The organism is Thermodesulfobacteriota bacterium, from assembly GCA_040753795.1.
GTDB lineage: Bacteria > Desulfobacterota > Desulfobacteria > Desulfobacterales > Desulfosudaceae > JBFMDX01.
In genome coordinates, this window is record JBFMDX010000002.1 from 383,694 (window position 1) to 407,472 (window position 23,779).

Annotated in this window: 34 protein-coding genes and 1 tRNA gene; 33 read left to right on the forward strand and 2 right to left on the reverse strand. The window is 51.1% G+C overall.

Annotated elements, in window-relative coordinates; genetic code table 11:
- Positions 1 to 9 precede the first annotated feature (9 nt).
- The 21 genes from rplP (at position 10) to rplQ (ending at position 9,988) form a co-directional block, all read left to right on the forward strand.
- Positions 10 to 426, forward strand: coding sequence for a 50S ribosomal protein L16 (gene rplP, locus AB1724_04495; protein ID MEW6077047.1), 417 nt, complete (start codon positions 10 to 12; stop codon positions 424 to 426).
- A complete protein-coding gene (rpmC, locus tag AB1724_04500; protein MEW6077048.1) occupies positions 423 to 614 on the forward strand; it encodes a 50S ribosomal protein L29 in 192 nt (63 codons plus the stop codon). Before rplP ends, rpmC begins: the two co-directional genes overlap by 4 nt.
- A gap of 18 nt (positions 615 to 632) precedes the next feature.
- Positions 633 to 890 carry a 30S ribosomal protein S17 gene (rpsQ, locus tag AB1724_04505; protein MEW6077049.1) on the forward strand — a complete coding sequence of 86 codons (258 nt, stop codon included), beginning with the start codon at positions 633 to 635 and terminating at the stop codon, positions 888 to 890.
- 20 nt (positions 891 to 910) lie between these two features.
- Positions 911 to 1,279 (forward strand): 50S ribosomal protein L14, encoded by a 369-nt coding sequence (rplN, locus tag AB1724_04510; protein MEW6077050.1) that lies wholly within the window; start codon positions 911 to 913, stop codon positions 1,277 to 1,279.
- A gap of 28 nt (positions 1,280 to 1,307) precedes the next feature.
- On the forward strand, positions 1,308 to 1,634 hold the full coding sequence (rplX, locus tag AB1724_04515; GenBank protein ID MEW6077051.1) for a 50S ribosomal protein L24: 327 nt from the start codon (positions 1,308 to 1,310) through the stop codon (positions 1,632 to 1,634).
- 24 nt (positions 1,635 to 1,658) lie between these two features.
- The gene (gene rplE / locus AB1724_04520; protein ID MEW6077052.1) at positions 1,659 to 2,198 is read left to right on the forward strand and encodes a 50S ribosomal protein L5; all 540 of its coding nucleotides are present in this window, start codon (positions 1,659 to 1,661) and stop codon (positions 2,196 to 2,198) included.
- A gap of 24 nt (positions 2,199 to 2,222) precedes the next feature.
- Positions 2,223 to 2,408, forward strand: coding sequence for a type Z 30S ribosomal protein S14 (locus AB1724_04525; GenBank protein MEW6077053.1), 186 nt, complete (start codon positions 2,223 to 2,225; stop codon positions 2,406 to 2,408).
- A gap of 69 nt (positions 2,409 to 2,477) precedes the next feature.
- Positions 2,478 to 2,876, forward strand: coding sequence for a 30S ribosomal protein S8 (gene rpsH / locus AB1724_04530; protein MEW6077054.1), 399 nt, complete (start codon positions 2,478 to 2,480; stop codon positions 2,874 to 2,876).
- Positions 2,877 to 2,891: 15 nt separating this feature from the next.
- Positions 2,892 to 3,422, forward strand: a complete 531-nt coding sequence (gene rplF / locus AB1724_04535) for a 50S ribosomal protein L6 (GenBank protein MEW6077055.1) — start codon at positions 2,892 to 2,894, stop codon at positions 3,420 to 3,422.
- A 16-nt stretch (positions 3,423 to 3,438) separates the two neighbouring features.
- Positions 3,439 to 3,813 carry a 50S ribosomal protein L18 gene (gene rplR, locus AB1724_04540; protein MEW6077056.1) on the forward strand — a complete coding sequence of 125 codons (375 nt, stop codon included), beginning with the start codon at positions 3,439 to 3,441 and terminating at the stop codon, positions 3,811 to 3,813.
- Positions 3,814 to 3,884: 71 nt separating this feature from the next.
- Entirely contained in the window at positions 3,885 to 4,388 is a 504-nt protein-coding gene (gene rpsE, locus AB1724_04545) for a 30S ribosomal protein S5 (protein ID MEW6077057.1), read from the forward strand.
- A gap of 18 nt (positions 4,389 to 4,406) precedes the next feature.
- On the forward strand, positions 4,407 to 4,604 hold the full coding sequence (rpmD, locus tag AB1724_04550) for a 50S ribosomal protein L30 (GenBank protein ID MEW6077058.1): 198 nt from the start codon (positions 4,407 to 4,409) through the stop codon (positions 4,602 to 4,604).
- The gene (gene rplO / locus AB1724_04555; protein ID MEW6077059.1) at positions 4,591 to 5,034 is read left to right on the forward strand and encodes a 50S ribosomal protein L15; all 444 of its coding nucleotides are present in this window, start codon (positions 4,591 to 4,593) and stop codon (positions 5,032 to 5,034) included. The genes rpmD and rplO overlap by 14 nt, the downstream gene beginning before the upstream one ends.
- Entirely contained in the window at positions 5,034 to 6,323 is a 1,290-nt protein-coding gene (secY, locus tag AB1724_04560; GenBank protein ID MEW6077060.1) for a preprotein translocase subunit SecY, read from the forward strand. The genes rplO and secY overlap by 1 nt, the downstream gene beginning before the upstream one ends.
- Positions 6,324 to 6,352: 29 nt before the next feature.
- On the forward strand, positions 6,353 to 6,571 hold the full coding sequence (infA, locus tag AB1724_04565) for a translation initiation factor IF-1 (GenBank protein ID MEW6077061.1): 219 nt from the start codon (positions 6,353 to 6,355) through the stop codon (positions 6,569 to 6,571).
- Between the two features lie 83 nt (positions 6,572 to 6,654).
- A complete protein-coding gene (gene rpmJ / locus AB1724_04570; protein MEW6077062.1) occupies positions 6,655 to 6,768 on the forward strand; it encodes a 50S ribosomal protein L36 in 114 nt (37 codons plus the stop codon).
- 25 nt (positions 6,769 to 6,793) lie between these two features.
- On the forward strand, positions 6,794 to 7,177 hold the full coding sequence (rpsM, locus tag AB1724_04575; protein MEW6077063.1) for a 30S ribosomal protein S13: 384 nt from the start codon (positions 6,794 to 6,796) through the stop codon (positions 7,175 to 7,177).
- A gap of 32 nt (positions 7,178 to 7,209) precedes the next feature.
- Positions 7,210 to 7,596, forward strand: coding sequence for a 30S ribosomal protein S11 (gene rpsK, locus AB1724_04580; GenBank protein ID MEW6077064.1), 387 nt, complete (start codon positions 7,210 to 7,212; stop codon positions 7,594 to 7,596).
- Between the two features lie 68 nt (positions 7,597 to 7,664).
- Complete coding sequence (gene rpsD / locus AB1724_04585; GenBank protein MEW6077065.1) at positions 7,665 to 8,291, forward strand: 30S ribosomal protein S4; 627 nt, start codon at positions 7,665 to 7,667, stop codon at positions 8,289 to 8,291.
- Positions 8,292 to 8,425: 134 nt separating this feature from the next.
- Entirely contained in the window at positions 8,426 to 9,433 is a 1,008-nt protein-coding gene (locus tag AB1724_04590) for a DNA-directed RNA polymerase subunit alpha (protein ID MEW6077066.1), read from the forward strand.
- A gap of 6 nt (positions 9,434 to 9,439) precedes the next feature.
- Positions 9,440 to 9,988: a 50S ribosomal protein L17 gene (gene rplQ / locus AB1724_04595; GenBank protein ID MEW6077067.1), complete on the forward strand. Its 549-nt coding sequence runs from the start codon at positions 9,440 to 9,442 to the stop codon at positions 9,986 to 9,988.
- Positions 9,989 to 10,035: 47 nt separating this feature from the next.
- Here the strand turns inward: rplQ and AB1724_04600 are convergent, their stop codons facing one another.
- Entirely contained in the window at positions 10,036 to 11,085 is a 1,050-nt protein-coding gene (locus AB1724_04600) for a sensor domain-containing diguanylate cyclase (GenBank protein MEW6077068.1), read from the reverse strand.
- Positions 11,086 to 11,287: 202 nt separating this feature from the next.
- On the opposite strand from AB1724_04600, the gene AB1724_04605 reads away from it, so the two are divergent.
- The 9 genes from AB1724_04605 (at position 11,288) to AB1724_04645 (ending at position 20,625) form a co-directional block, all read left to right on the forward strand.
- Complete coding sequence (locus AB1724_04605; GenBank protein MEW6077069.1) at positions 11,288 to 12,310, forward strand: NAD-dependent epimerase; 1,023 nt, start codon at positions 11,288 to 11,290, stop codon at positions 12,308 to 12,310.
- Positions 12,311 to 12,346: 36 nt separating this feature from the next.
- A complete protein-coding gene (locus tag AB1724_04610) occupies positions 12,347 to 13,438 on the forward strand; it encodes a DegT/DnrJ/EryC1/StrS family aminotransferase (protein ID MEW6077070.1) in 1,092 nt (363 codons plus the stop codon).
- 422 nt (positions 13,439 to 13,860) lie between these two features.
- Positions 13,861 to 14,688, forward strand: a complete 828-nt coding sequence (locus AB1724_04615; GenBank protein ID MEW6077071.1) for a phosphate ABC transporter substrate-binding protein — start codon at positions 13,861 to 13,863, stop codon at positions 14,686 to 14,688.
- Positions 14,689 to 14,851: 163 nt separating this feature from the next.
- The gene (pstC, locus tag AB1724_04620; protein ID MEW6077072.1) at positions 14,852 to 15,742 is read left to right on the forward strand and encodes a phosphate ABC transporter permease subunit PstC; all 891 of its coding nucleotides are present in this window, start codon (positions 14,852 to 14,854) and stop codon (positions 15,740 to 15,742) included.
- Positions 15,743 to 16,624, forward strand: coding sequence for a phosphate ABC transporter permease PstA (pstA, locus tag AB1724_04625; protein ID MEW6077073.1), 882 nt, complete (start codon positions 15,743 to 15,745; stop codon positions 16,622 to 16,624).
- Positions 16,625 to 16,628: 4 nt separating this feature from the next.
- Positions 16,629 to 17,384, forward strand: coding sequence for a phosphate ABC transporter ATP-binding protein PstB (gene pstB / locus AB1724_04630; protein ID MEW6077074.1), 756 nt, complete (start codon positions 16,629 to 16,631; stop codon positions 17,382 to 17,384).
- Between the two features lie 27 nt (positions 17,385 to 17,411).
- Positions 17,412 to 18,095: a phosphate signaling complex protein PhoU gene (gene phoU, locus AB1724_04635; protein MEW6077075.1), complete on the forward strand. Its 684-nt coding sequence runs from the start codon at positions 17,412 to 17,414 to the stop codon at positions 18,093 to 18,095.
- Between the two features lie 24 nt (positions 18,096 to 18,119).
- On the forward strand, positions 18,120 to 18,815 hold the full coding sequence (locus AB1724_04640) for a response regulator (GenBank protein MEW6077076.1): 696 nt from the start codon (positions 18,120 to 18,122) through the stop codon (positions 18,813 to 18,815).
- A 19-nt stretch (positions 18,816 to 18,834) separates the two neighbouring features.
- On the forward strand, positions 18,835 to 20,625 hold the full coding sequence (locus AB1724_04645) for an ATP-binding protein (GenBank protein ID MEW6077077.1): 1,791 nt from the start codon (positions 18,835 to 18,837) through the stop codon (positions 20,623 to 20,625).
- 100 nt (positions 20,626 to 20,725) lie between these two features.
- On the opposite strand, the gene AB1724_04650 is transcribed toward AB1724_04645, so the two are convergent.
- A complete protein-coding gene (locus AB1724_04650; protein ID MEW6077078.1) occupies positions 20,726 to 21,823 on the reverse strand; it encodes a GGDEF domain-containing protein in 1,098 nt (365 codons plus the stop codon).
- 500 nt (positions 21,824 to 22,323) lie between these two features.
- Between AB1724_04650 and AB1724_04655 the strand changes: the two genes are divergently transcribed.
- From AB1724_04655 to hisA, 3 genes are all read left to right on the forward strand, one after another.
- Positions 22,324 to 22,399 (forward strand) — tRNA-Ala (locus AB1724_04655).
- 22 nt (positions 22,400 to 22,421) lie between these two features.
- A complete protein-coding gene (gene hisB, locus AB1724_04660; protein ID MEW6077079.1) occupies positions 22,422 to 23,009 on the forward strand; it encodes an imidazoleglycerol-phosphate dehydratase HisB in 588 nt (195 codons plus the stop codon).
- A gap of 20 nt (positions 23,010 to 23,029) precedes the next feature.
- The gene (gene hisA / locus AB1724_04665; protein ID MEW6077080.1) at positions 23,030 to 23,764 is read left to right on the forward strand and encodes a 1-(5-phosphoribosyl)-5-[(5-phosphoribosylamino)methylideneamino]imidazole-4-carboxamide isomerase; all 735 of its coding nucleotides are present in this window, start codon (positions 23,030 to 23,032) and stop codon (positions 23,762 to 23,764) included.
- Positions 23,765 to 23,779: the final 15 nt, after the last annotated feature.

Sequence of the window (23,779 nt, forward strand, 5' to 3'; positions counted from 1 at the left end):
TAAAAGGCCATGTTAAGCCCTAAAAAGGTTAAATATAGAAAGCAGCAGCGGGGTAGAATGCGGGGTACCCGGCTGTGTGGTACGACATTGAATTTCGGCGAGTTCGGGTTGCAGGCGACGGAATGTGGAATGGTTACAGCCAGGCAAATCGAAGCGGCCCGTATTGCCATGACGCGGTATATTAAAAGAACCGGAAAAACATGGATACGTATTTTCCCTGATAAACCGTATACCAAAAAACCGGCTGAAGTGCGCATGGGAAAAGGAAAAGGCTTGCCGGAAGGATGGGGTGCCATCGTCCGACCCGGAAAAATCTTGTATGAAATGGGCGGTGTTTCCGAAGAAGTCGCCAGAGAAGCCCTGCGCCTTGCCGCATATAAACTTTCTGTAAAAACAAAGTTTGTAAGATGGGAAGAATTAAAATGATAGCCAAGGATATCAGATCATTAAGCGTTGAAGAGATGAAAACGAAACTCATCGAATTGGAAGAGGCTTATTTCAATTTGCGTTTTCGCCACGAAACGGGGCAGTTGGAAAAAACCAGCGCTTTGAAACAGGCCCGAAAAGATATTGCCCGAGTGAAAACCGAGTTGAGCAGGAACATCAATCCTTAATCATATTGTAAGGGAAGCATGAAAGCCAGAGGACTGAAAAGGCGGGTTGAGGGGATAGTGGTCAGCGACAAGATGGACAAAACTGTCGTGGTGATGGTAGAGCGTCTTGTTAAACATGCGGCTTACAAAAAATATGTCAGGCGCAGAACCAAATTCGCGGCGCATGATGAGACCAATCGTTGTGCTGTCGGCGATCGGGTTGTGATCACGGAGTCCCGACCGTTAAGCCGCACCAAGCGGTGGCGCGTGTCCGATATTGTTGAAAAGGCAGTTTGAGCATAAAAGGAATATAGAAAATGATCCGGGTTGAAACAAGGCTGAAAGTTGCTGACAATTCCGGCGCTAAGATTGTTTATTGTATTAAAGTGCTGGGAGGTTCCAGGAGGAAAGTCGCCACCATCGGAGATGTTATTGTCGTCTCCGTCAAGGAAGCGGTTCCGAACTCAAAAGTCAAAAAAGGGGATGTGCTGAAGGCGGTGATTGTCAGAACCAAAAAAGAGATTAGAAGACCGGACGGATCCTTTATCCGGTTTGATGATAACTCAGCCGTCTTGATCGCTGAAAACAGAGAACCGCTGGGCACCCGTATTTTCGGGCCTGTTGCCAGGGAATTGCGGGCCAAAAAGTTTATGAAGATAATATCACTGGCGCCTGAAGTGCTGTAATCGGTTTTGTGAGGCGGGAGCAGAGAAAATGCTGCGCGAAAAATTGAACATAAAGAAAAACGACAAGGTGAAAATTCTATCCGGCAAAGACAAGGGGAAGATCGGTAAAGTGCTTTCCGTTAACGCCAAGAAAAACAAGGTCTTGGTTGAAAACATCAATATGATGAAGCATCATCGGCGACCCAATGTGCAGTTACGTCAAGGCGGTATTATCGAAAAAGAGGTCGCCATCCATCGGGCCAAGGTGATGTTGATGTGTAATAAATGCGTTAAGCCCGCCCGGATCAAGATCAAGCAACTGGAGGATGGCGCAAAAGTCCGGATGTGCGCAAGGTGTAACGAAACTATTGATTGATAGCCGTCGGGAAATACAGGAGCAGTGATGTCATCGAAAGATTACTACATCAATGAGGTAGTGCCCAAGCTGAAAGAACGCTTGGGTTACAAAAACCCAATGCAGGTGCCGAAACTGGAAAAAATTGTTCTCAACATGGGACTGGGTGAGGCGATTAATAATATCAAAATTCTGGACTCTGCCGTGGAGGAGTTACGGGCAATTGCCGGTCAGCAACCGGTTATCCGGCGCTCGAAAAAATCAATCGCGGCTTTTAAGCTCAGGCAGGGGATGCCCGTCGGATGTATGGTGACACTGCGCAAAAAACGGATGTACGATTTTTACAATAAACTGGTAAATATCGCTTTGCCGCGGGTTCGAGACTTCCGGGGTGTTTCAGCGACCGCTTTTGATGGCCGGGGCAATTATACCATCGGCATGAAAGAGCAGATCGTGTTTCCTGAAATTGACTACGACAAAATTGACAAGATCAAGGGATTGAATATCACGATTGTAACCACCGCCAAGACCGATGATGAAGCCAGAGAGTTGTTGCGGGAAATGGGAATGCCGTTTAAGAGCTAATTGTTACTAAATGGGAGGATAATTTTGGCAAAAACAGCCCTTATGATCAAGGCGGCGCAGAAACCCAAATTCAGCGCCAGGCAGTATAACAGATGTCCGCTATGCGGACGTCCCAGAGGGTTTTTGCGGAAATTCGGGATCTGTCGTATCTGTTTCAGGGAACTGGCTTCAAGCGGGAAGCTGCCTGGAGTGACCAAATCAAGCTGGTAGTTTTATTGGAATTCAGAGCGCACTGAACAAGAAAGAGAATCAAGATCGTGTTAACGAAAGGCAAGAATCATGTCGATAAATGATCCCATTGCGGATATGCTGACGCGAATTCGAAATGCCGGCAAAGCCAGGCATAACCGTGTTGATATACCCGGCTCAAAGATAAACGAAGGGGTTGCGGCCATACTCAAGCAGCAGGGGTATATTAAGAATTACAAGTTTATCAAGGACGGGAAACAGGGCGTGCTGAGGGTGTATCTGAAATTTGACAAGGCGCAGAATCATGCCATTTACGGACTGGTGCGGGTAAGTAAAACAGGCCGTCGGATTTATACGAAACGTAAAGACATCGTTTCGGTGATGAATGGTACCGGAATTGCGATTCTGTCGACATCCAAGGGATTAATGACGGATAAGCAGGCGGTTCAGGAAAATATCGGTGGCGAAATTCTCTGTACTGTCTGGTAGAAAGAGGTGTGAAGGATGGCTCGAGTTGGGAAAAAGCTGATTCAAATACCGGATAAGGTAAAGGTTTCCTATGCCGACAAATGTATCACGGTGACAGGAAGCAGCGGGACCTTGTCGCGCAATTTGCACCAGGCTGTTGATCTGAAAATCGAAAACAATGTGATCAGCGTTACGACTGTTGATAACGGCCGGAAAACATTGGCGTTTCAGGGTATGACAAGATCACTGCTCTGCAATATGATAGAAGGCGTCAACAAAAAGTTCGAACGCAGCCTTGAGATAAACGGGATTGGCTACAAGGTTGAGGTTAAGGGGAATATGGTTATTTTAAACATCGGGTTTTCCCATCCCATAGAATTTGCTCTGCCTGAAGGCGTTTCAGGTAAAGTTGAAAAAAATGTGCTCACTTTGTCCAGCATTGATAAGGAGTTGCTGGGGAACACCGCCGCGTCGATCAGAAAGCTCAAACCACCTGAGCCCTATAAGGGCAGGGGGATTAAATACACAGACGAGCATATTCAAAGAAAAGCCGGAAAGACAGCATAGGCAATAAAGGGTTGACATGAGTACCGTAAATAAAAAAATGCAGTTGAGGCAAAGACGGAAGAACAGAATTCGGAAGAAAATCTTCGGCACGACGGAGCGTCCCAGGTTAAGTGTTTTCAGGAGCGCCCGACATGTCTTCGCCCAGATTATCGACGATACCAGAGGCCATACATTCGTTGTCGCATCAACCAACGAAAAGGCTGTTAAAGAAAATCTGGAGATCGCCGGTAAAAAGAAATCCGAACGGGCCAATTATGTGGGCAGACTGGCAGCGCAGCGTGCTCTGGAAAAAGGAATAACCGCGGTAGTCTTTGACCGGGGCGGTTTCTTGTATCATGGCAGAGTGAAAGCCGTTCTGGAAGGGGCTCGCGAAGCAGGTTTGAAGTGCTGATGGACGGGTGTTCCACGGCAAAAAAGTCCACGGGAACAAAAGCAACAGGACAGAAATGAGGAGGCAGTCGCTTGCTAAAACAGGATAAACAGGACAAAGACGAAATCCAGTTGATTGATAACGTTGTGAACATCAAGCGTGTATCCAAGGTCGTTAAAGGTGGACGCAAGTTCCATTTCAGCGCCGTGGTCGTTGTGGGTGACGGCAAAGGAAGTGTTGGGTACGGCCTGGGCAAAGCGGCTGAAGTCCCGGAAGCAATTCGTAAGGGCGCTGAAAAAGCAAAAAGGGAGATGGTTTCCGTGTCGCTGGTGGGTGGAACCATTCCTTATGCGACCACGGGAAAATATGGCGCCGGCAAGGTCTTCTTGAAACCGGCTTCAAAGGGAACAGGCGTAATCGCCGGCGGTGGCGTAAGGGCCGTACTGGAAGCCGCCGGAATCAGTGATATCCTGACCAAATGTATGGGAACGCGCAACGCTCACAATGTTGTCAGGGCGACTATAAACGGATTGCAGCAGCTTCAGAGCCGGGAGCAGGTAGCGGCTCGTCGGGGCATAACGGTAGAAGACCTGTAAAGGTAAGGGCATAAATCAATGTCTGGGATATTGCATATCACGTTGACAAAAAGCATGATCGGCAGACCCGAAAAGCATCGCAAGGTATTACGGGCTATGGGTCTTACCAAAGTTAATAGGACCGTTTGTCTTCAGGATACACCGTCTGTGCAAGGTATGATCAATAAGGTTTCTCATCTTGTGACGGTAAAGGAGAACGTGGATGAGACTAAATGAATTATCACCGGCCCGGGGATCGAAAAAGGACAAAAAACGTCTTGGCAGGGGACCGGGCTCCGGCTGGGGGACGACCGCCGGGAAAGGGACCAAAGGTGAAAACAGCCGGTCCGGCGGCGGCGCCGCTCCCGGCTTTGAAGGCGGTCAGATGCCGATTCAGCGTAGGCTCCCCAAACGGGGGTTTACCAATATTTTTGCTAAACGAATAGCTGCAGTCAATATTCGCGATCTGGCAGTCTTTGAAAGCGGCAGTGTAATTGACGAGAATCAATTGCGGGAAAAAGGAATCGTTAAGAATCGGGCTGACGGCATCAAACTGCTCGGGCAGGGTGAAGTCCGTCATCCACTTACCGTAAAAGTGCACCAGATCAGCCAAACCGCTCGTGGTAAGATCGAATCGGCCGGCGGAACTGTTGAGGTAATCAATTAATGTTTGGCAGCGGTTACCAGAATATATTCAAGATACCGGAACTCAAGAAGCGTATTCTGTTCACGCTGGCGCTTCTGGCGGTTTATCGTATCGGCGTTCAGATCCCAACGCCGGGCATCAATGCCACTATTTTGGCTCAGATTTTTGGCCAGTACAAAGGCGGCATGCTGGGTATGTTTAACATGTTTTCCGGCGGCGCCCTGGAAAACCTGTCTATTTTTGCGCTGGGTATTATGCCGTATATCAGTGCCGCCATCATTATAGAATTGCTGACCGTGGCCGTTCCCCATCTGGAGCAGTTAAAAAAGGAAGGGGAGCAGGGTAGAAAAAAACTCACCCAGTATACCCGGTACGGCACCGTACTATTAAGTATTATTCAGGGCTTTCTGATCGCTGTGGGCCTGGAGAAAATGGGGGCGGTAATTGATCCGGGGTGGGGTTTTCGCTTAATGACGATTATTACCCTGACCGCGGGAACAGCCTTTATCATGTGGCTGGGTGAGCAGATCACTGAACGCGGCATCGGTAATGGTATCTCGTTGATCATATGCGCCGGAATTGTCGCGCGAATGCCGGCTGCCGTAGCCAATACATCCCGGCTGATGATTACCGGTGATATGGGAATTTTCGGACTAATTATACTTCTTGTTGTGATGGTCTGTGTGGTCGGTGTTATCATTTTTGTGGAGCAGGGACAACGCCGCATACCGATTCAATATGCGAAGCGGGTGGTGGGTAGAAGGATGTACGGCGGACAAAGCACCCATCTTCCTTTAAAAATAAACACGTCCGGCGTTATCCCCCCCATATTCGCCTCGTCCATCATGATGTTTCCCGCCACCATGGCCGGTTTTGTTCCGGTTGCCTTTATTCAGAACCTTTCTTCGGTTCTAATGCCCGGTGGGGTGCTTTATGAGATTTTTTATGTAGCGCTGATTTTTTTCTTCTGCTATTTCTACACGGCCGTTACGTTCAAGCCGGATGATGTCGCTGAAAACCTGAAAAAGCAGGGCGGCTATATCCCAGGAATAAGGCCCGGGAAAAGGACGGCGGATTATATTGACAAGGTTTTGACGCGTATAACCCTGGGCGGGGCAGTTTATGTTTCAGCGATTTGCGTGCTTCCTTCAATATTGATGACTCGTTTCAATATCCCGTTCTATTTTGGTGGAACGGCGCTGTTGATTGTTGTCCAGGTCATGGTAGATACCACTGCTCAGATGGAATCTCACATGATCCAGAGAAACTATGAAGGATTTTTGAAAAAAAGAGTGGCCAGGACTCGGTAGCTGGAAAAAGGCGGAGGGCGTGTCAGTAGATGGCAAAAGAAGAAGCGATAAAGGTGGAAGGCACTGTTCTTGAAACATTGCCGAATGCCATGTTCAAGGTGGAACTTGAAAACAAACACCAGGTACTGGCGCATATATCCGGTAAAATGCGGATGTATTTTATTAAAATTCTGCCGGGTGATAAGGTGACGGTGGAGTTATCCCCATATGACCTTACCCGGGGGAGGATTACTTTTAGGTCGAAATAGCTATATCCAGTGAAAAAACGGACAGACAGGTGGTGGTGGCGCTTTCTGTCAATCGTGTTCATATCACCAGGGAGTAATGAATTATGAAAGTAAGGGCATCAGTTAAAAAAATGTGCCGAAACTGTAAAGTGGTCCGGCGAAAAGGCGTGGTAAGAATTATCTGCGTTAATCGAAGGCATAATCAGAGACAGGGATAGCCAATAAAAACAGGAGGATGGTGTTTTGGCAAGAATCGCTGGGGTTGACTTACCAAAAAACAAGCGGGTTGAAATCGGGCTGACATACATATACGGCATCGGTCGTTCTGCGGCCAGAAAAATTCTGGACCTGGTGAACATTAACCATGATACCAAGGTAAATCAGTTGACCGAAACGGAAATAAATGACATCAGAACCGTTATTACCAATGACTTTAAGGTCGAGGGAGAGCTGCGGACCGAACTTTCCATGAATATAAAAAGGCTCATGGATCTTGGCGCTTACAGAGGGTTGCGGCATAGAAAGTCGCTGCCTGTTCGTGGACAGCGGACCAGCACCAATGCGCGAACCCGAAAAGGCCCGAGACGGGCTGCCGTAAAGAAAAAAGGCATTGCCGGTAAGAAATAACACGATAATACATATCAGACAGGATTTGCTACATGGCTAAAGGGTCGCAAGAAAAGAAAACGGTAAAAAAGAATATAGCATCCGGTGTGGTGCATATTCAGTCAACCTTTAATAATACCATCATAACGATAACGGATACCGCCGGCAATGTAATTGCCTGGTCCTCTGCCGGTGGACGGGGCTTCAAGGGGGCAAGAAAAAGTACGCCCTTTGCCGCGCAAATGGCCTCCGAAGATGCCGTCAAGAAGGCCATGACGCAGGGGATGAAAAACGTTGAGGTATATGTGAAGGGGCCCGGACCCGGGAGAGAGTCCGCCCTGCGAGCTTTGCAGACGGCCGGGCTGACTATTACAACCATAAAAGATGTTACACCTATTCCCCACAATGGGTGCCGTCCCCCCAAACGGCGGCGGGTATAACGAACCCGGAAAGCGGAATGAAGGTCGATCCACAGGTAACGTTGAGTGCTTTTGGAAGGAGGCAGTAATTGGGAAGATATAGAGAGTCGGTTTGCAGACTTTGCAGGCGTGAAAACTTAAAATTGTTCCTCAAAGGAGATCGTTGCTATTCCGATAAGTGTGCCTTTGACCGTCGGGGATACCCGCCTGGTGAACATGGTCAGTCGCGTGCAAAATTCTCACCATACGGTGTTCAATTGCGTGAAAAGCAGAAAGTCAAGCGCATGTATGGGCTGTCTGAACTTCAGTTTCAGTTGACATTTCAGAAGGCTGACCGTCAGAAAGGAATCACCGGCACCAATCTTCTTGTCCTCTTGGAGCGCAGATTTGATAATGTGGTTTATCGTTTGGGGTTTGCCAGTTCAAGAGTCCAGGCTAGGCATTTCATCAGGCATAACCATTTCCTGGTTAATGGGAAAAAAATCAACATTCCGTCCTACCTGATTAAACCCGGCGACCTTATCGAACCTGTGGAGAAAAGCCGTAATATCCAGGCGTTTTCCGATTCGCTTGCCGCTGTTGAACGCCGCGGCATTCCTCAATGGCTGTTGCTCGAAAAAGACAAACAGAAGGGCGTGGTGCGGAGTATACCGGCCCGCGAGGACATTACCATTCCCATTCAAGAACAGTTGATCGTTGAACTGTACTCCAAATAGATCTTGTTTCGGGTTTAATCAACATTCGCAGGCAAAAGGCAGTTTGCACGAAATATACTGATAATTCTGCGTAAGACCGCATCCCTTTGCAGCGTAATTGGGAGATAACCATGGAAAATGAATTGAATGAGTTGATGTACATGAATTGGCGGGAGATCATCAGGCCCGAAAAGATTCAGGTGGAGACTGCCACTCCTTTTTATGGAAAATTTGTTTGTGAACCCCTGGCGCGCGGTTTTGGAATCACGATCGGTAATGCGTTGCGGCGAATCATGCTTTCTTCGTTGCACGGTGCTGCTATCACATCCGTAAAGATAGAAGGTGTGATGCACGAGTATTCAACCATCGAGGGGGTTCTGGAGGATGTTTCGGAAGTTATCTTGAATTTGAAAGAAGTACGTCTGAAAACCGCTACCGCCGCTCCCAAAGAAATTATTATTGATGTGCAAAGCGAGGGGGTTGTTACGGCAGGAGACATCGTTAGCCCTGACGGTCAGGTCGAAATTCTTAATCCCGAGGCACATCTCGCGACTCTGTCCGAAGGCGCCAGGCTGAAAATGGTGATGACGGTTAAAGTGGGAAAGGGATTCTCTCTGGCGGAATCGAACAGAGATGACAGCGCTCCGACTGGCACGATCCCCATTGATTCTGTTTTTACTCCTGTCCGGCGGGTCAGTTATGTTGTCGGGAACGCCAGGGTTAAGCAGAAAACCGATTATGATAAATTGACGATGGAAGTCCATACGGATGGCAGTGTTTTACCGGAAGACGCGGTTTCGTTTGCGGCCAAGATTCTTAAAGAGCAGATGAATGTTTTTATTAATTTTGATGAGAGCGCGGAACCTGAATATTCCAAAAAGGATGAGGGCGGTGAAGGCAAGGAGTTCAATGAGAATCTCCATCGAAGTGTTAATGAACTGGAACTGTCAGTAAGGAGTTCCAATTGTCTCAAAAACGCCAAAATCGACAAGATTTATCAGTTGGTACAAAAAACTGAAGCTGAAATGCTCAAGACGAAAAACTTCGGGAGAAAATCATTAAACGAAATTAAGGAATTGCTTTCTGAAATGGGCCTTTCGCTGGGGATGAACCTGGAAGGTTTCCAGCCGCGGGAAGACGAGAATAGTGATAAAGGGGAATAAGTCGTAATGAGACATCGCAAAGCAGGCGTAAAGCTGGGAAGAACGGGTAGTCATCGTAATGCCATGTTTCGTAATATGGTTACGTCATTATTGAAGCATGATCGGATTCAGACCACCGATACCAAGGCCAAAGAGTTGAGAAGGTGGGTGGATCATGTCATTACGCTGGCCAAAAGAGGCGATCTGCATGCCAGGCGCCAGGCCCTATCCATTGTCAGAGACAAGGCGGTTGTGCATAAACTGTTTGACAATGCACAGGAGCTCTTCGGCAGCCGGCCAGGCGGCTATTCCCGCCTGATAAAGCTGGGTCGGCGGGCAGGTGATGCGGCTCCAATGACCATGGTTGAGCTGATTATTCCGGAAGGAAAGTCGGCGGATAAAAAGAAGAAAGCAAAAGCTGCGGAACAGGAGGCTTCGGTTTCGCCGAAATCCGATTCGGGCGTTGATGTGTCTGCGTCTTCGGCCAAACCATCGGAAGTCGCCGTTGAAAAGTCTGCAGATACAGCGGAAACGGCATCCTCCCCCGGTGCAGGAACAGGCGCCAGGGAGGAATAACCTTTTTATTTTATTGAATAAGAGGCAAGAAAGCCACACCCTGTGTTTCAGGGCGTGGCTTTTGTTTTTCTGGACGCTTTTTTCTGATAGAGTCGTTCATCCGCTTTTTTAAGAAGAATTGAGGCGGCATCATCTTCTTCCGGTAAAGCGTCCTCCATGGAGGCGACGCCGAAGCTGGTGGATACCGGTATTTCCTTTCCGTTCTGAATCAGCGGCGTCTGTTCCAGATGAAGTTTGACGCGGTTCATCAAGGCGTTCGCCTGGTCACTGCCGGTTTCAGGGAGAATAATCACAAACTCGTCTCCGGCGAATCGGGAGATGATGTCCGTTTCCCTGGATTTTTGTTCCAGGCTTCTGGCCAGATGAATCAGCAGTCTGTCCCCGGCCTCATGCCCGAACGTGTCATTAACCGTTTTAAAATAATCCAGATCCAGAAACACTACAGATAGCGGCATATTATAGCGTTTGGCACGGCCAATCTCTCTTTTTAAAACCGTTTCCATCACTCTCCGGTTGAGTAGACCGGTTAATGGATCATGATAGGCTAAAAACTCCAGCCTCTCATGGGCCGTAACATTGGAGAGGCATAAGGATACCTTTGCGGCCAGTTGCTCCAGCAGAAAAGTGTCCATATTCGGGTGAAAACGGTTCTCGGAGGCGTCACCATGGTTGAGGCTGCCGATAACTTCTCCGTCCATGGTGATAGGAGCGATGGCCATGGATTTAATCAGATAGCTTTTGCCTTCCGGGAGCAGTTTAAAGTAGGGTTTTAACTCAGCGTTGGCGAGAACAGGTTCGGTCTGATTTCCGATCAGCGCGAAAAAAAGATTTTTTTCAATCAGGTTGATGTTTGATTTTAAAGATTCATCCAGGGTTTTGACCGAGTCGATGAGGAAGTTCGCGCTGCCGTTTTTTAATAAAGACAGCCAGACAAATGGAATATTGAACTGCTCTTTTATTTCGGTCAGAAGTACTTCAAAAAAATCCTTAAAACTCAAGATGGATAATATTTTTTTTTCAACGGCATAAAATCTTTTCAATAAGGCCTCGTTTTCCATTAGCCGTTGATAAATGGAGACGGTCTGCTCTTCTGTCATTTTACCCCTTCTGATTGGTTAATGCTGAATTATCAATTATGTTTAACAGAACAAGGCGAGTCAAGGACAAACCATTCTTTTATAATTTTTTTGGTTGTAATGTATAGTGAAAAATGTAATATTAATTCTTTGTTTTCTTATAACATGCTTAATTTAAAGACCTTTTGGTTATTTGCCCCCGGTAAAGCAAAGACATATTTCCATGCAACTTGAATTCGAACGTGTGCTGGTTACAGGTGCCGCCGGATTTATCGGTTATCATCTGGCTCGACGGTTATTAAATCAAGGTTATTCGGTAATCGGCCTGGACAACCTGCATGATTATTATGATGTGAGCTTGAAAGAGGATCGTCTCAAGCAACTGGCAACGTATTCACGCTTCCAGTTCCAGAAAACGGACTTGAGCCGGATGGAGGCCCTGTCAGCGCTTTTCGAGGCCAACCCCATCGATGTCGTGGTTAACCTGGCGGCCCAGGCGGGGGTCCGGTATTCCCTGAAAAATCCCCATGTCTACGTGGACACCAACCTGTCCGGTTTTGTCAACCTTCTGGAATGTTGCCGCCATTGCGCGGTTAAACATCTGGTGTTCGCCTCGTCAAGTTCAGTTTACGGGGCCAATACCCGGATGCCCTTTTCCGTTCATGATAACGTGGATCATCCGGTTTCTCTGTACGCGGCCACAAAAAAATCCAATGAACTCCTGGCGCATGCCTATTGCCATCTATACAATCTGCCCGTGACCGGCCTGCGGTTTTTTACGGTATACGGACCATGGGGAAGGCCGGATATGGCGTTGTTTCTGTTTACCCGGGCCATTCTTGCCGGACAACCCATCCAGGTCTTTAATCACGGCAACATGCAACGGGATTTCACTTACATCGATGATATTGTTGAGGGGGTCTTCCGGGTGATGAAAACGATTCCGGAGCCTGATCCCCATTGGTCCGGCCATCAACCGGACCCCGGGACATCCTATGGACCTTACCGCCTCTATAATATAGGCAACAACCAGCCGGTTTCGCTGCTTCGATTTATAGAGGTTCTGGAAATGCACCTGGGGATGAAAGCCAGAAAAGAGTTCCTGGGCATGCAGCCGGGCGATGTACCCGCGACCTGTGCCGATATCGATGATTTATACCAAGCCGTCGGTTTTAAACCGACCACCTCCATTGAGGAGGGAATAGGACGTTTTGTGGAATGGTACAAATACTATTACAGGGTTTAAACGACTTAAGGTATTAGAGAATAAGGGGTTACTTTTATGGATTTTATCGACTTGAAATCACAGCAGCGCCGTATCCGCGATCGTATCGAAGCCCGTATCCGCCAGGTCCTTGACCACGGTCAGTACATTATGGGGCCTGAAATGCAGGAACTCGAGTCTCAACTGGCCGCCTTCGTCAACGTCAAGCACTGCATTACCTGCGCCAGTGGTACCGATGCCCTGCTTATGGCGCTGATGGCTCTTAACATCGGCCGCGGTGATGAAGTGATTACCGTACCGTATACCTGGATTTCCACGGCCGAGGTTATCGCCCTGCTGGGCGCCACAACGGTATTCGTCGATGTGGAACCGGATACCTTTAATATCAACCCGACTCTTGTCGAAAAAGCCATTACGTCCCGCACCCGGGCCATCATGCCGGTTGGAATTTATGGGCAGTGCGCGGACATGACCCGCATCAACGCCGTTGCCGAAAAACACGGATTGCCGGTTATCGAGGACGCGGCCCAGTGCTTCGGCGCTACTCATCACGGTAAAAAGGCCTGTAATCTTTCACTGATCGGTTGTACCTCTTTTTTCCCATCCAAGCCCCTTGGCTGTTATGGCGACGGTGGCGCCATTTTCACGCCGGATGACGCTCTGGCGGAGAAGCTTTGTCAGATCCGCATTCATGGGCAGAAGGTCAAGCATCAGCATCCGGTAGTGGGTATTAACGGCCGCTTCGACACCATTCAGGCGGCCATCATGCTGGAGAAGTTCGGGATTTTCCCCGAGGAGTGCGACCTTCGCGCCCAAGTTGGTAAGCGCTATGACCACTTGCTTTCCGCCATTCCCGGGATTCGGCCCCCGGTGATCGCGCCCGGCAATACCTCGGTTTACGCTCAGTATACGATACTGTCTGATAAAAGAGATGCGCTGGCAAAAACCCTGCAAACCAGGGGGATCCCTTCCGTGGCTTACTATACGGCGCCCCTTCATCTCCAGGGCGCTTTTGCCGATCTGGGTTATAAAGCCGGTGATTTTCCGGTTGCCGAGCAGGTGGCGTCTCAATGCTTGAGCCTGCCCATGTCACCGTATCTTACGCCGGCCGATCAGCAACAGGTGGCCGATGCCCTCCGGAAGGCGTGATTAAATTGCAGGGTGACCGTCAGCGGATGCGATAGGCATTCTTACTCTGATCCCTTGAACACCTTTTATCCTTATATTACCGCCGGTGCGGCGGTGGTTTCAGGGGCCGGACGCAGAGGGAGCGCCCTTTACCATGCCGGTCCCTGCCTTCATAAAATTTTTACGCTTCCCTAATATTTCCCTAACAATTCTCACATAAACAAAAACAGGCTGATCAAAAGTTTGACCGTTGTGGCCGCCTGCTACGCGGCAGGGGTGCGGGTTTGCCGTAATGGTTTTTTCCATCAGGCTGTTTGATATGATTTAATAATGTTTTCATCCTGTCTTAATATTTTCCTAACACAGGGCCGTTAAAACAATGGCAAAAAGGAAGTATGAGTCAATGGATAGAGCAATAATGCGTTAACAGACAGGAGGAAAAAATGAAAAACAAATGCAAGAAGGTTTCATGGGTAGTCGTATTCACGCTGGTCGTCTTGGCTTTTGTCGGCCAGGCAATGGCGGAACAACTGGTCATCATGGGATCGACCACGGTGTTACCGGTAGCGCAGAAAATTGCCGAAGCTTATATGCAGGAAAGAAACGTTTCCGTCTCTCTTTCCGGCGGTGGTTCCGGCAACGGTATCAAGGCGATCATCGACGGCACCACGGATATCGCCATGGCGTCCCGGTTCATCAAGGATAAAGAAGCCGAACTGGCCTGCACCAAGAAGGTCTATCCGGTTCCCTTCCGCATCGCCCTGGATTGCATTATCCCGGTCGTTCATCCTGCCAACGGCGTGGCGGATTTGACCCTGGCGCAACTGCAGGGGATTTACACAGGCAAGATCACCAACTGGAAAGAGGTTGGCGGAAAAGACGAAAAGATCGTGGTGGTGTCACGGGACAGCTCTTCCGGGACTTTTGAGGTCTGGGGAGAACTGGTTCTGAAGGAAGAAAAAGTAGCTCCCACCGCCATCACGGTTGCTTCCAACGGCGCCATGGTTCAGACGGTCGGCCAGACCACCAGCGCCATCGGTTATATCGGTCTGGGGTATCTGAACAATACCCTCAAACAGGTGAAAGTCGAAGGCGTGCTGGGCAGCAATGCCACCACCCTGAGCGGTCAGTATGCCATCAGCCGCGGCCTGTTCCTGTTTACCAACGGCTGGCCGGAAGGCGACAAGCTGGATTTTATCAACTACGTGTTTTCCGCCAAAGGGCAGAAGCTGGCCCAGGATGCGGGCAGTGTTCCGGTGCTGGTGCCGTAGCCGAAAAATAATGGTCTGATCCAGTTGCGGCAGGCGGCAGACGAGTCTTCCGCCGCGTGAGGCCAATGAAATTGTCTGGCGCATAACAGGAGAGGTGTCGACACCTGTTATGCGTCAGGCCCTTTTTTCCAGCATCCGGATCAGAGGACGGGTAGCAATGCAAATAGTCATACGACGACAGGCAGCCGATAAAACAGTACAGTATTTGCTGTTTGTGGTGGCGTTGAGTTCCATAACCGTGCTGCTGCTGATCGGCATCTTTCTTTTCTGGGAAGGCTTGCCGATACTGAAGTTTACGTCATGGCGTGATTTTCTGTTCGGGAGCCTGTGGTATCCCACCGATGATGATCCCCTGTTCGGGATTTTTCCGTTGATCGCCGGTTCGGCCGCGGTCACCTTGCTCTCCTCTCTTATTTCCGTTCCCCTCGGCATCATGACGGCCATTTATATCGCTGAAATCGCCGGGAAACGAACTGCGGAACTGGTCAAACCTTTCGTGGAAATCCTGGCGTCATTACCGTCGGTGGTGATCGGTCTGTTCGGTCTGGTTGTTTTCAGCCCTTTTCTGCAGAAAGTGTTTCATGTCCCCATCGGCATCAATCTGTTCAACGCTTCCCTGATGCTGGCCTTCATGGCCGTGCCGACTATCTGCAGCATTTCCGAGGACGCCATTCACAGTGTTCCCGGTTCTCTGCGCGAGGCTTCTCTGGCCCTGGGCGCGACACACCTTGAAACCATCATTAAAATCGTCCTCCCGGCCTCGGCCTCCGGTATCGCCACGGCGGTCATCCTGGGCATGTCGCGGGCCATTGGCGAAACCATGGTGGTGTTGATGGTGGCCGGCGGCGCCGCCGTGGTGCCGACCTCTCTGTTTGATCCGGTCCGTCCCATGCCGTCGACCATCGCCGCGGAAATGGCTGAGGCCCCTTTTCGGAGCGGCCATTATCATGCCTTGTTTGCCATCGGGATCGTCCTTTTTGTTTTTACGCTGCTGTTTAATCTGACGGCGGATGTGATGGCCGACCGATTCAAAAAAAGGCAGCTGGGAGGATAGATGGATATATCGACGGACGGCAGGCGGTTGAAAAGAAGGCAGGCGGCGCAGAAAGCCTTTTTTTCCGTTTTTCGTCTGGCGGCAGTGATCAACGCGGCCGCCTTGATCGTCGTCGGGTTTTTCATTATTGCCCGGGGCGCGGGCAGCATCAACTGGGAGTTTCTCACCCGGGCGCCCTATAATTCCATGACCAAGGGCGGCATTATGCCCTGCATCGTGGGAACGTTTTATCTGGCTGCCGGCGCTTTGCTTTTTGCCATGCCGGTGGGTGTGGCCGCGGCCATATATATGAATGAATACGCCGTAAAGGGACGCCTGCTGCGGGTGATCCGGTTCGGCATCAACACCCTGGCCGGTGTCCCATCCATTGTTTTCGGCCTGTTCGGGCTGGCTTTTTTCTGTATCGTTCTGAAGTTCGGCGTCAGCCTCCTGGCCGGATGCCTGACCCTGGGGGTGATGACCCTGCCGGTGATCATCGGGACCACGGAAGAAGCATTAAAGGCGGTGCCGGATACTTACCGGGAAGCGTCTCTGGGGCTCGGGGCGACCAAGTGGCAGACCATTTACCGGGTAGTGATCCCGGCCGCGATTCCGGAAATTCTCACCGGCGCCATCCTGGGCCTGGGGCGGGCCGCCGGCGAGACCGCTCCCATCATGTTTACCGCGGCGGTTTTTTACACGCCGATTCTGCCGACCTCGATATTCGACAAAGTCATGGCCCTGCCGTATCATATTTACGCGCTGGCCACGGAAGGAAGGGAAATCGCCGTAACCGGTCCCCTGCAGTACGGCAGCGCCCTGGTGCTGATCGTTCTCGTCTGCGGCATGAACCTGTTCGCGATTATCACCCGGGCGCGGTTAAGAAGAAAGCTGAAGGGATAAGTCGATGACGATCAAGATCGAGACCAGGGGCCTCAATTTTTATTACGGGAGTTTTCAGGCTCTGAAAGAAATTTCCCTTGAGTTCCACAAAAACCAGGTGACGGCGTTGATCGGTCCTTCCGGGTGCGGAAAAAGCACGTTTATCCGCTGCCTGAACCGCATGAATGACCTGATCCATGGCACCCGCGTGACCGGAGAAATCCTGATGGACGGCGAACCCGTGTACGGTTCGAAAATGGACTACGTGACCCTGCGTCGGCGGGTCGGCATGGTTTTTCAGAAACCCAATCCCTTTCCCAAGACGATTTTTGAAAACATCGCTTACGGATTAAGAATCAATGGCCTCAGGGATAAGGCCCGGATCGCGGAGACCGTCGAAAAAAGCCTGAAAAAAGCAGCGCTGTGGGAGGAGGTCAAGGACCGCCTGTTGTCATCGGCCCTGGGGCTTTCCGGCGGCCAGCAGCAGCGGCTGTGTATCGCCCGGGCCCTGGCCGTAGAGCCCGAAGTCCTTTTGATGGATGAACCCTGTTCGGCCCTGGATCCGATTGCCACCCAGAAGATAGAAGAGTTGATTCATGAACTGAAACAGGCCTATACTATTATTATTGTTACGCATAACATGCAGCAGGCCGCCCGGGTGTCGGATACAACGGCTTTTTTCTATCTGGGGGAGTTGATTGAGACCGGCGCGACCGATCTTCTTTTCACCAGGCCGGAGAAAAAACAGACGGAAGATTATATTACCGGCCGGTTCGGATAAGCCGACGGCCTGGCGAAGAGGGAAACGATGACCAAACATCTTGAGAACGAACTGGAGCAGATCAAAAAGAGACTTTTGAATCTCGGGGCCATGACCGAAGACCGGCTGAGCAAGGCGGTGATCGCCATCAGGGATCTGAATCTGGCCCTTGCCCGGGAGATCATCAATACGGATTACCAGGTGGACGAACTGGAAGTCGAGCTTGAAGAGGAGTGCCTGAAGGTCATCGCCCTTTACCAGCCGGTGGCCAGTGATCTGCGGTTTCTGGGGGTCAGCATCAAAATCAACAACGATCTGGAAAGAATAGCGGACGAGGCGGTCAATATGGCCCGCCGGGTGAAAGTGCTGGCCGAAAAAGAGGAGCGGGGACAATATTACGATTATTTTCCCATGGGCACCAAGGTCAGAAACATGCTCAGAAAGAGCTTAAACGCCTTTGTCGACCGGGACTCCAGGGCCGCCAAGGAGGTCCTGCTGGCGGACGAAGAGATTGATGCGCTCCGGGACGATATCTATGAGGAATTGACGAAGCTGGGAGACGCCAAACTCACCACCACTTCCTATCTGTTGAATTTTTTTCTCATTTCCCGGCACCTGGAACGCGTGGCCGATCATGCCACCAATATCGCCGAGGAAGTCATTTACATGGTGGAAGGGGAAAACGTCCGGCATGTGTATAAGAGAAAGTTCGACCGTACCATAACGGAATAAACCGTTCGGAAAAGAGAGTTGCCTATGGCCAGAGAACGCATTCTGATCGTGGATGATGAGGAGGATATCCTCGAGCTGGTTCGGGTCAGTCTGGAGAAGGAAGGGTACCCGACCATCTGCGCCGAGTCCGGCGAAAAGGCCCTGTCAATGGCCCGGGCCGAACTGCCGGACATTATCGTGCTGGATCTGATGATGCCGGGGATCGACGGTCTGGAGGTAACCCGGCGGATCAAGGCGGACCCGGCCACGAAGAGCATTTTTATCGTCATGCTGTCGGCCAAGGGTGAAGAGGCGGACATTATTACCGGCCTGGAACTGGGAGCGGATGATTATGTGACCAAGCCGTTCAGTCCTAAAATCCTGATCGCCCGCATCCGGTCCGTGCTGCGGCGGAAAATCCGGGAGACGACCCTGGCCGATGAGACCGGCGCGGTGCATGTTCATGGGATCACCATTATTCCGCACAAGCATATGGTGGAAACAACCCGCGGAAAAATAATGCTGACGCCGACGGAATTCAACGTGCTTCATCTTCTTGCCCGGCATCCCGGTTGGGTGTTTACCCGCTGGCAGATCGTGGATAAGGTGCGGGGTGAGGATTACGCGGTGACGGACAGAAGCGTTGACGTTCAGATCGCCGGGTTGCGGAAGAAACTGGGCGTTTTCGGGGAGTGCATTGAAACGGTTCGTGGTGTCGGTTATCGGTTCAAGGAAGAATGAGGATGCCTCCGGGCAGATCATGAGAAAACGGAAGAAACTGTTTACCCAGATATTTCCCGCCCATTTCCTGATCGCGGTGATTTCCCTGCTGGCGGCCGTATGGTTCGTATTCAGTTCTCTGAATGCGTTCATTGTGCGGCAGACAAAAGATCATCTGATCGCCCAGGCGCGTCTGTTCAGTCAGCAGATCGCGACCGGCGAAGACTTTGAGGATCCGATAAAAAACCGGGATCTTGATTGGTTCTGCAAGAAGGCCGGAAGGGCGTCTCACGCCCGATTTACGGTAATACTGCCGGGCGGGCGGGTGATCGGCGATTCCGAAGAGGATCCGCTGCTCATGGAAAATCACAGAGACCGGCCTGAAATCGCGACCGCCGTCAAGGCCGGGCAGGGAAGCGCCATCCGTTACAGCCGTACCCTGAAGAAAAACATGATGTATGTGGCGATCGCTGTTCCCGAGAAAGAGACGGTGCTGGTGACCGTGCGTGCGGCCGTTCCCCTGACCTCGGTGTTTCAGGCCCTGGCTGAAGTCAAGGGCAATATCGTTCACTTCTGCCTGTTGATTATCCTGCTGGTCGCCCTGATCAGTCTGATCATGTCGAAAAAAATTACCCGGCCGGTTCAGGAAATGAAGGAAGGCGCCCGGCGTTTTGCCGCCGGCCATCTGGACCGGAAGTTGATTCTGCCCGACTCGGAAGAACTGGCCGGGCTGGCGGAAGACATGAACCGGATGTCCGAACAGCTGGATGAACGAATCAAGACCATTAAGCGGCAGAAGAACGAGCTGGAGGCCGTCTTCGCCAGCATGATGGAGGCGGTGATCGCGGTTGACGCAAATGACCGGATCCTGCGGACAAACCAGGCGGCAGAGGTGCTTCTGGGAACGGCGGGTGCCCTGTTGCAGGGGAAATACCTGCATGAAGTCATCCGGAACCATGATTTCATCCGGTTCGCGGGTAAGGCGGCCGCCGTTGAAAAGGCTGAAGCCGACCTTGCCTTTGAAATGAAGGCGGAAGACGCCCGGGTCGTGAACGTCAGGAGCGCGGCCCTGATTGATGAAACCGGCAGGAGAATCGGCACCCTTCTGGTGTTAAACGATGTCACCCGGGTACGCTATCTGGAAGATATAAGAAAAGAGTTCGCGGCCAATGTTTCACATGAAATCCGGACGCCCCTGACTTCCATCCAGGGGTTTGCCGAGTCCCTGCTGGCCGATCCGGCCATGGCCGGACATCAGGACAGAAAACGGCACCTGGAAATCATCGTCAGGAACGCGCGCCGGCTGGCGGCCATCATTGAAGATGTGTTGCGGTTGTCCCATATTGAAAACGGCGACAGGCAGAAGGATTTCAATTTTGAGCCGGCCAGGATCTCAAGGGTCATTGATTCGGCGGTAAATGTCTGCCGGCCGGAAGCCGAGCAAAAACAAATCCGGATCGTTTCGGATTGCGACCCCGCGCTGACCGCGGTAATGGATTTTTCACTGGTGGAGCAGGCGTTCATCAACCTGCTGGAGAATGCCGTGAAATACAGTCCGGAAAAGAGCGAGGTCAGGGTGGAGGCCGTTGACAAAGACAATACCATCGTCATTCGGTTTGTTGATAATGGCATCGGCATACCGGCCGTTCATATCCCCCGCTTGTTTGAAAGGTTTTACCGGGTGGACAAAACCAGAAGCAGAAAGCTGGGAGGAACCGGACTGGGACTGGCCATCGTCAAGCATATCCTTCAGATTCACGGCTGGAAAATGGATGTCAAGAGTGCGCCCGGGAAAGGGAGCGAGTTTTCCGTGATCATTCCCGAAGCCTGACGAAAGGGCACGTCCGCCCCCTAAAACGTTAACGCCTTTTTCCCTGTAAAGCCTTCGGCTACTTGATCACGATAAAACTTTAACACCTTAAACCCTGGCCTTACAAATATTCGACCCTGTCCTTACCCGATTTTTTGGCCTGATACATGGCGGTGTCCGCCCGGGTCAGCAGGTCGTCGATGGACTCGTTCAGACGGTAAATGGTCATGCCGATGGATACCGTCAGGCGGATGGCGGGGTTGATATCGGCGAAGGTCAGCCGCCGGGTGATGGACTGCATCCGCAGGGCGCAGTCTGTGCCGTTGTCCACGCAGCGGGTACCGGTAAACAAAACGATAAATTCTTCTCCGCCGTAGCGGGCGACATAGTCTTCCTTGCGGATATCTTTTCTGATAGCCTGGGCGAATTCCTTCAGCACAATGTCGCCGGCCAGATGGCCATAGGTGTCGTTGATCTGCTTAAAGTCATCCAGGTCCAGCAGGCAGACGGCGAAATTGACCCCGGTGCGGTCGGCCAGGGCTTTTTCCCGCTCCAGAATGGACACCAGATGGCGCCGGTTGTAGACGCCGGTTAATTCATCGTGAATGGCCAGGTGCTCGATTTTTTTCAGGGCGTTCTGCAGCTCCGTGTTTGTCCGCACCACTTTTCTTCTTAATCGCTGAATATAATGGCCGATCAGGGAGAACCACAGCAGCGCCACCAGCAGCAGGGAGGTGCGGATAACTTCCAGAAAAGGATCGATTTCGCCGGGATGGTGATGATGGAGAAGACAAACAGCTGAAGCATATGTGGCACCGGCCACTGCCACCAGAATGAAGAACTGGGGCAGGGAGAGGCGGAAGATGCCGAAGACAAAAATGACCACATAGAGGGCGATAATGCTGCCCCTGATGGGGCCTTCGGAAAAGTAGACGGTTACGCCTACCCAGAAACAGGCGATGACCATCTGCGCAATGGTCATGCTGGGATCTTTGAATCGCTTGTTGAATCCCGTCCGCAGAAAGACATAAAAAATAAACAGGCTCAAAAACATCAACCCGCAGGACAAAGCCAGCCCCGCAGGACTTGTCCGGGACAGCCCCAGTGCTGAACTGGCCGCGATAATGATCATCCAGACCACGTAGCCGGTCGCCGCCAGGAAGAACCGGCGGATTCTTAACGCCTGTTTGGGATCGTTTGTCGGAATCAGTTTCAACATATACGTAAAAGCTGGTTTTTCCAATGATCGGGAGCAAATATGCCTGAAGCGATAAATGCTATCCTCCCCTCCTAAAAAGAAGAATATTATCAATTTTTTTTCAGTATTCAAGTCTCAAATGCCCTTTCCAGCCCTTCCCGTAACTTTTTTGAGATCCAACCGGGAAGAAATCCATTGGGCGCAATTTTACCCGAACCGTCGCCTCTGGCGCTGTTTTACATAAAAAGGTTTACTCGAAGGGGCAACTACATATTGTGGCTGAAACTTATTGATATACAATATAAAGAAAATTATATATTTTTTTTAAAAATCTTGGCCTGTATTCCGGGGAGGGTTTTCCCTTTTAACTTTTTGATTTGGTGCTGTTTTGTGATCACCGGTAAACCTGGCCGGATTTTGTTTTGCAATCGTTTGTATTTATTAAAAAAAATTTTTAATTTGAATATATTTGACACTTGACATCCGGAGAGGATGCTGGTACAAAAGCAAAATTTTACACTGGGGATGTAGCTCAGCTGGGAGAGCGCGGCGTTCGCAACGCCGAGGTCAGGGGTTCGATCCCCCTCATCTCCACCAAATTTATTCCGGGGTGATGACCATGGAACGATCTGGCGCCGCGTCACGAAATACGCAAGAAACGCAGGTGGATATCAGGATTGTTCTGGACGGCACCGGTCAACGGGACATTTCCACCGGAATTCCTTTTTTCGATCATATGCTGACGCTGTTCGCGGCTCACGGGTTTTTCGATTTGGTCATAAAAGCCAGGGGCGATATCGAGGTCGATTTTCATCATACCGTGGAGGATGTCGGACTGGTTCTGGGTGAAGCCGTGAAGAAAGCGCTGGGCGACAGGAGCGGTATCCGGCGTTACGGTTATGCGGTTACGCCCATGGACGAGAGCCTTTCGTCGGTCGCCGTTGACCTTTCCAATCGCCCCTATCTGGTATTTAACGCCCCTTCGCCGGCCTTTGCGGAGACCGGTTTTGGCCTTTCTCTGACCAAGGAGTTTTTCCGGGCCCTGGCCACCAATGGCGGCATGACGCTTCACATCAATGTGCTGTATGGCGATAACGAGCATCATGTCATTGAATCCATATTCAAAGCCGTGGCCAGAGCGCTGGATGCCGCGGCCGGACGGGATGATAGAATTTCAGGGCCGCTGTCCACCAAAGGCTGTATTTGAGAAAGGCGTTTTCGCGCTTCATGATTGTCATACCGGCAGTTGATATAAAAGACGGCAGGTGCGTTCGGTTGCTGCAGGGCCGGATGGACGCCGAGACCGTATTTTCCGACGATCCCTCGGAAATGGCCCGGAAATGGGCGGACCAGGGCGCTGAGTTGATCCACGTGGTGGATCTGGACGGGGCGGTAAAAAAAGGGCCCCGGAATGTCGCCGCCATTGAAAGAATCGTCACCAGCGTGGCGGTTCCGATTCAGGTGGGCGGCGGTATTCGCGACCTTGACACCGTCAGAATGTATCTGGATTCGGGGGCGGCTAAAGTCGTCATCGGCTCCGGCGCCGTCAATCATCCGGAGATGGTGCGGGCCGCCTGCCGGGAGTTTCCGGAACGGATCGTGCTGGGGATTGACGCCAGGAACGGCCTGGTGGCCATCGAAGGCTGGACGGAAACAACCGGTGTGTCCGCCATAGACCTGGCCAGGCAGTTTGAAGGCGCAGGGCTGTCGGCCATCAATTTCACGGACATCGCCCGGGACGGTATGAGGACGGGCCCAAATATTCCGGCCATCAGCAGTTTTGCCCGGGCGGTGGCTGTGCCCGTGGTCGCATCGGGGGGCGTTTCCGCCCTTGACGATATCAAGGCGCTGGCGGATATTCCTCATCCCGGCGTCATGGGCGTGATCATCGGCAGGGCCTTGTATGAGGGTGATGTGAGTCTTCCCGGGGCCATTGCCGTTGCCGCGAAAAAGAGGCCGTAACGGCAAGGGAGAAGG

Excerpts from the sequence above, each read along its gene's own strand:
- rplP (MEW6077047.1), top strand. The coding sequence starts at position 10 with ATGTTAAGCCCTAAAAAGGTTAAATATAGAAAGCAGCAGCGGGGTAGA.
- rpmC (MEW6077048.1), top strand. The coding sequence starts at position 423 with ATGATAGCCAAGGATATCAGATCATTAAGCGTTGAAGAGATGAAAACG.
- rpsQ (MEW6077049.1), top strand. The coding sequence starts at position 633 with ATGAAAGCCAGAGGACTGAAAAGGCGGGTTGAGGGGATAGTGGTCAGC.
- rplN (MEW6077050.1), top strand. The coding sequence starts at position 911 with ATGATCCGGGTTGAAACAAGGCTGAAAGTTGCTGACAATTCCGGCGCT.
- rplX (MEW6077051.1), top strand. The coding sequence starts at position 1,308 with ATGCTGCGCGAAAAATTGAACATAAAGAAAAACGACAAGGTGAAAATT.
- rpsH (MEW6077054.1), top strand. The coding sequence starts at position 2,478 with ATGTCGATAAATGATCCCATTGCGGATATGCTGACGCGAATTCGAAAT.
- rplF (MEW6077055.1), top strand. The coding sequence starts at position 2,892 with ATGGCTCGAGTTGGGAAAAAGCTGATTCAAATACCGGATAAGGTAAAG.
- rplR (MEW6077056.1), top strand. The coding sequence starts at position 3,439 with ATGAGTACCGTAAATAAAAAAATGCAGTTGAGGCAAAGACGGAAGAAC.
- rpmD (MEW6077058.1), top strand. The coding sequence starts at position 4,407 with ATGTCTGGGATATTGCATATCACGTTGACAAAAAGCATGATCGGCAGA.
- rplO (MEW6077059.1), top strand. The coding sequence starts at position 4,591 with ATGAGACTAAATGAATTATCACCGGCCCGGGGATCGAAAAAGGACAAA.
- secY (MEW6077060.1), top strand. The coding sequence starts at position 5,034 with ATGTTTGGCAGCGGTTACCAGAATATATTCAAGATACCGGAACTCAAG.
- infA (MEW6077061.1), top strand. The coding sequence starts at position 6,353 with ATGGCAAAAGAAGAAGCGATAAAGGTGGAAGGCACTGTTCTTGAAACA.
- rpmJ (MEW6077062.1), top strand. The coding sequence starts at position 6,655 with ATGAAAGTAAGGGCATCAGTTAAAAAAATGTGCCGAAACTGTAAAGTG.
- rpsK (MEW6077064.1), top strand. The coding sequence starts at position 7,210 with ATGGCTAAAGGGTCGCAAGAAAAGAAAACGGTAAAAAAGAATATAGCA.
- AB1724_04590 (MEW6077066.1), top strand. The coding sequence starts at position 8,426 with ATGTACATGAATTGGCGGGAGATCATCAGGCCCGAAAAGATTCAGGTG.
- rplQ (MEW6077067.1), top strand. The coding sequence starts at position 9,440 with ATGAGACATCGCAAAGCAGGCGTAAAGCTGGGAAGAACGGGTAGTCAT.
- AB1724_04600 (MEW6077068.1), bottom strand. The coding sequence starts at position 11,085 with ATGACAGAAGAGCAGACCGTCTCCATTTATCAACGGCTAATGGAAAAC.
- AB1724_04605 (MEW6077069.1), top strand. The coding sequence starts at position 11,288 with ATGCAACTTGAATTCGAACGTGTGCTGGTTACAGGTGCCGCCGGATTT.
- AB1724_04610 (MEW6077070.1), top strand. The coding sequence starts at position 12,347 with ATGGATTTTATCGACTTGAAATCACAGCAGCGCCGTATCCGCGATCGT.
- AB1724_04615 (MEW6077071.1), top strand. The coding sequence starts at position 13,861 with ATGAAAAACAAATGCAAGAAGGTTTCATGGGTAGTCGTATTCACGCTG.
- pstA (MEW6077073.1), top strand. The coding sequence starts at position 15,743 with ATGGATATATCGACGGACGGCAGGCGGTTGAAAAGAAGGCAGGCGGCG.
- pstB (MEW6077074.1), top strand. The coding sequence starts at position 16,629 with ATGACGATCAAGATCGAGACCAGGGGCCTCAATTTTTATTACGGGAGT.
- phoU (MEW6077075.1), top strand. The coding sequence starts at position 17,412 with ATGACCAAACATCTTGAGAACGAACTGGAGCAGATCAAAAAGAGACTT.
- AB1724_04640 (MEW6077076.1), top strand. The coding sequence starts at position 18,120 with ATGGCCAGAGAACGCATTCTGATCGTGGATGATGAGGAGGATATCCTC.
- AB1724_04645 (MEW6077077.1), top strand. The coding sequence starts at position 18,835 with ATGAGAAAACGGAAGAAACTGTTTACCCAGATATTTCCCGCCCATTTC.
- AB1724_04650 (MEW6077078.1), bottom strand. The coding sequence starts at position 21,823 with ATGTTGAAACTGATTCCGACAAACGATCCCAAACAGGCGTTAAGAATC.
- hisB (MEW6077079.1), top strand. The coding sequence starts at position 22,422 with ATGGAACGATCTGGCGCCGCGTCACGAAATACGCAAGAAACGCAGGTG.
- hisA (MEW6077080.1), top strand. The coding sequence starts at position 23,030 with ATGATTGTCATACCGGCAGTTGATATAAAAGACGGCAGGTGCGTTCGG.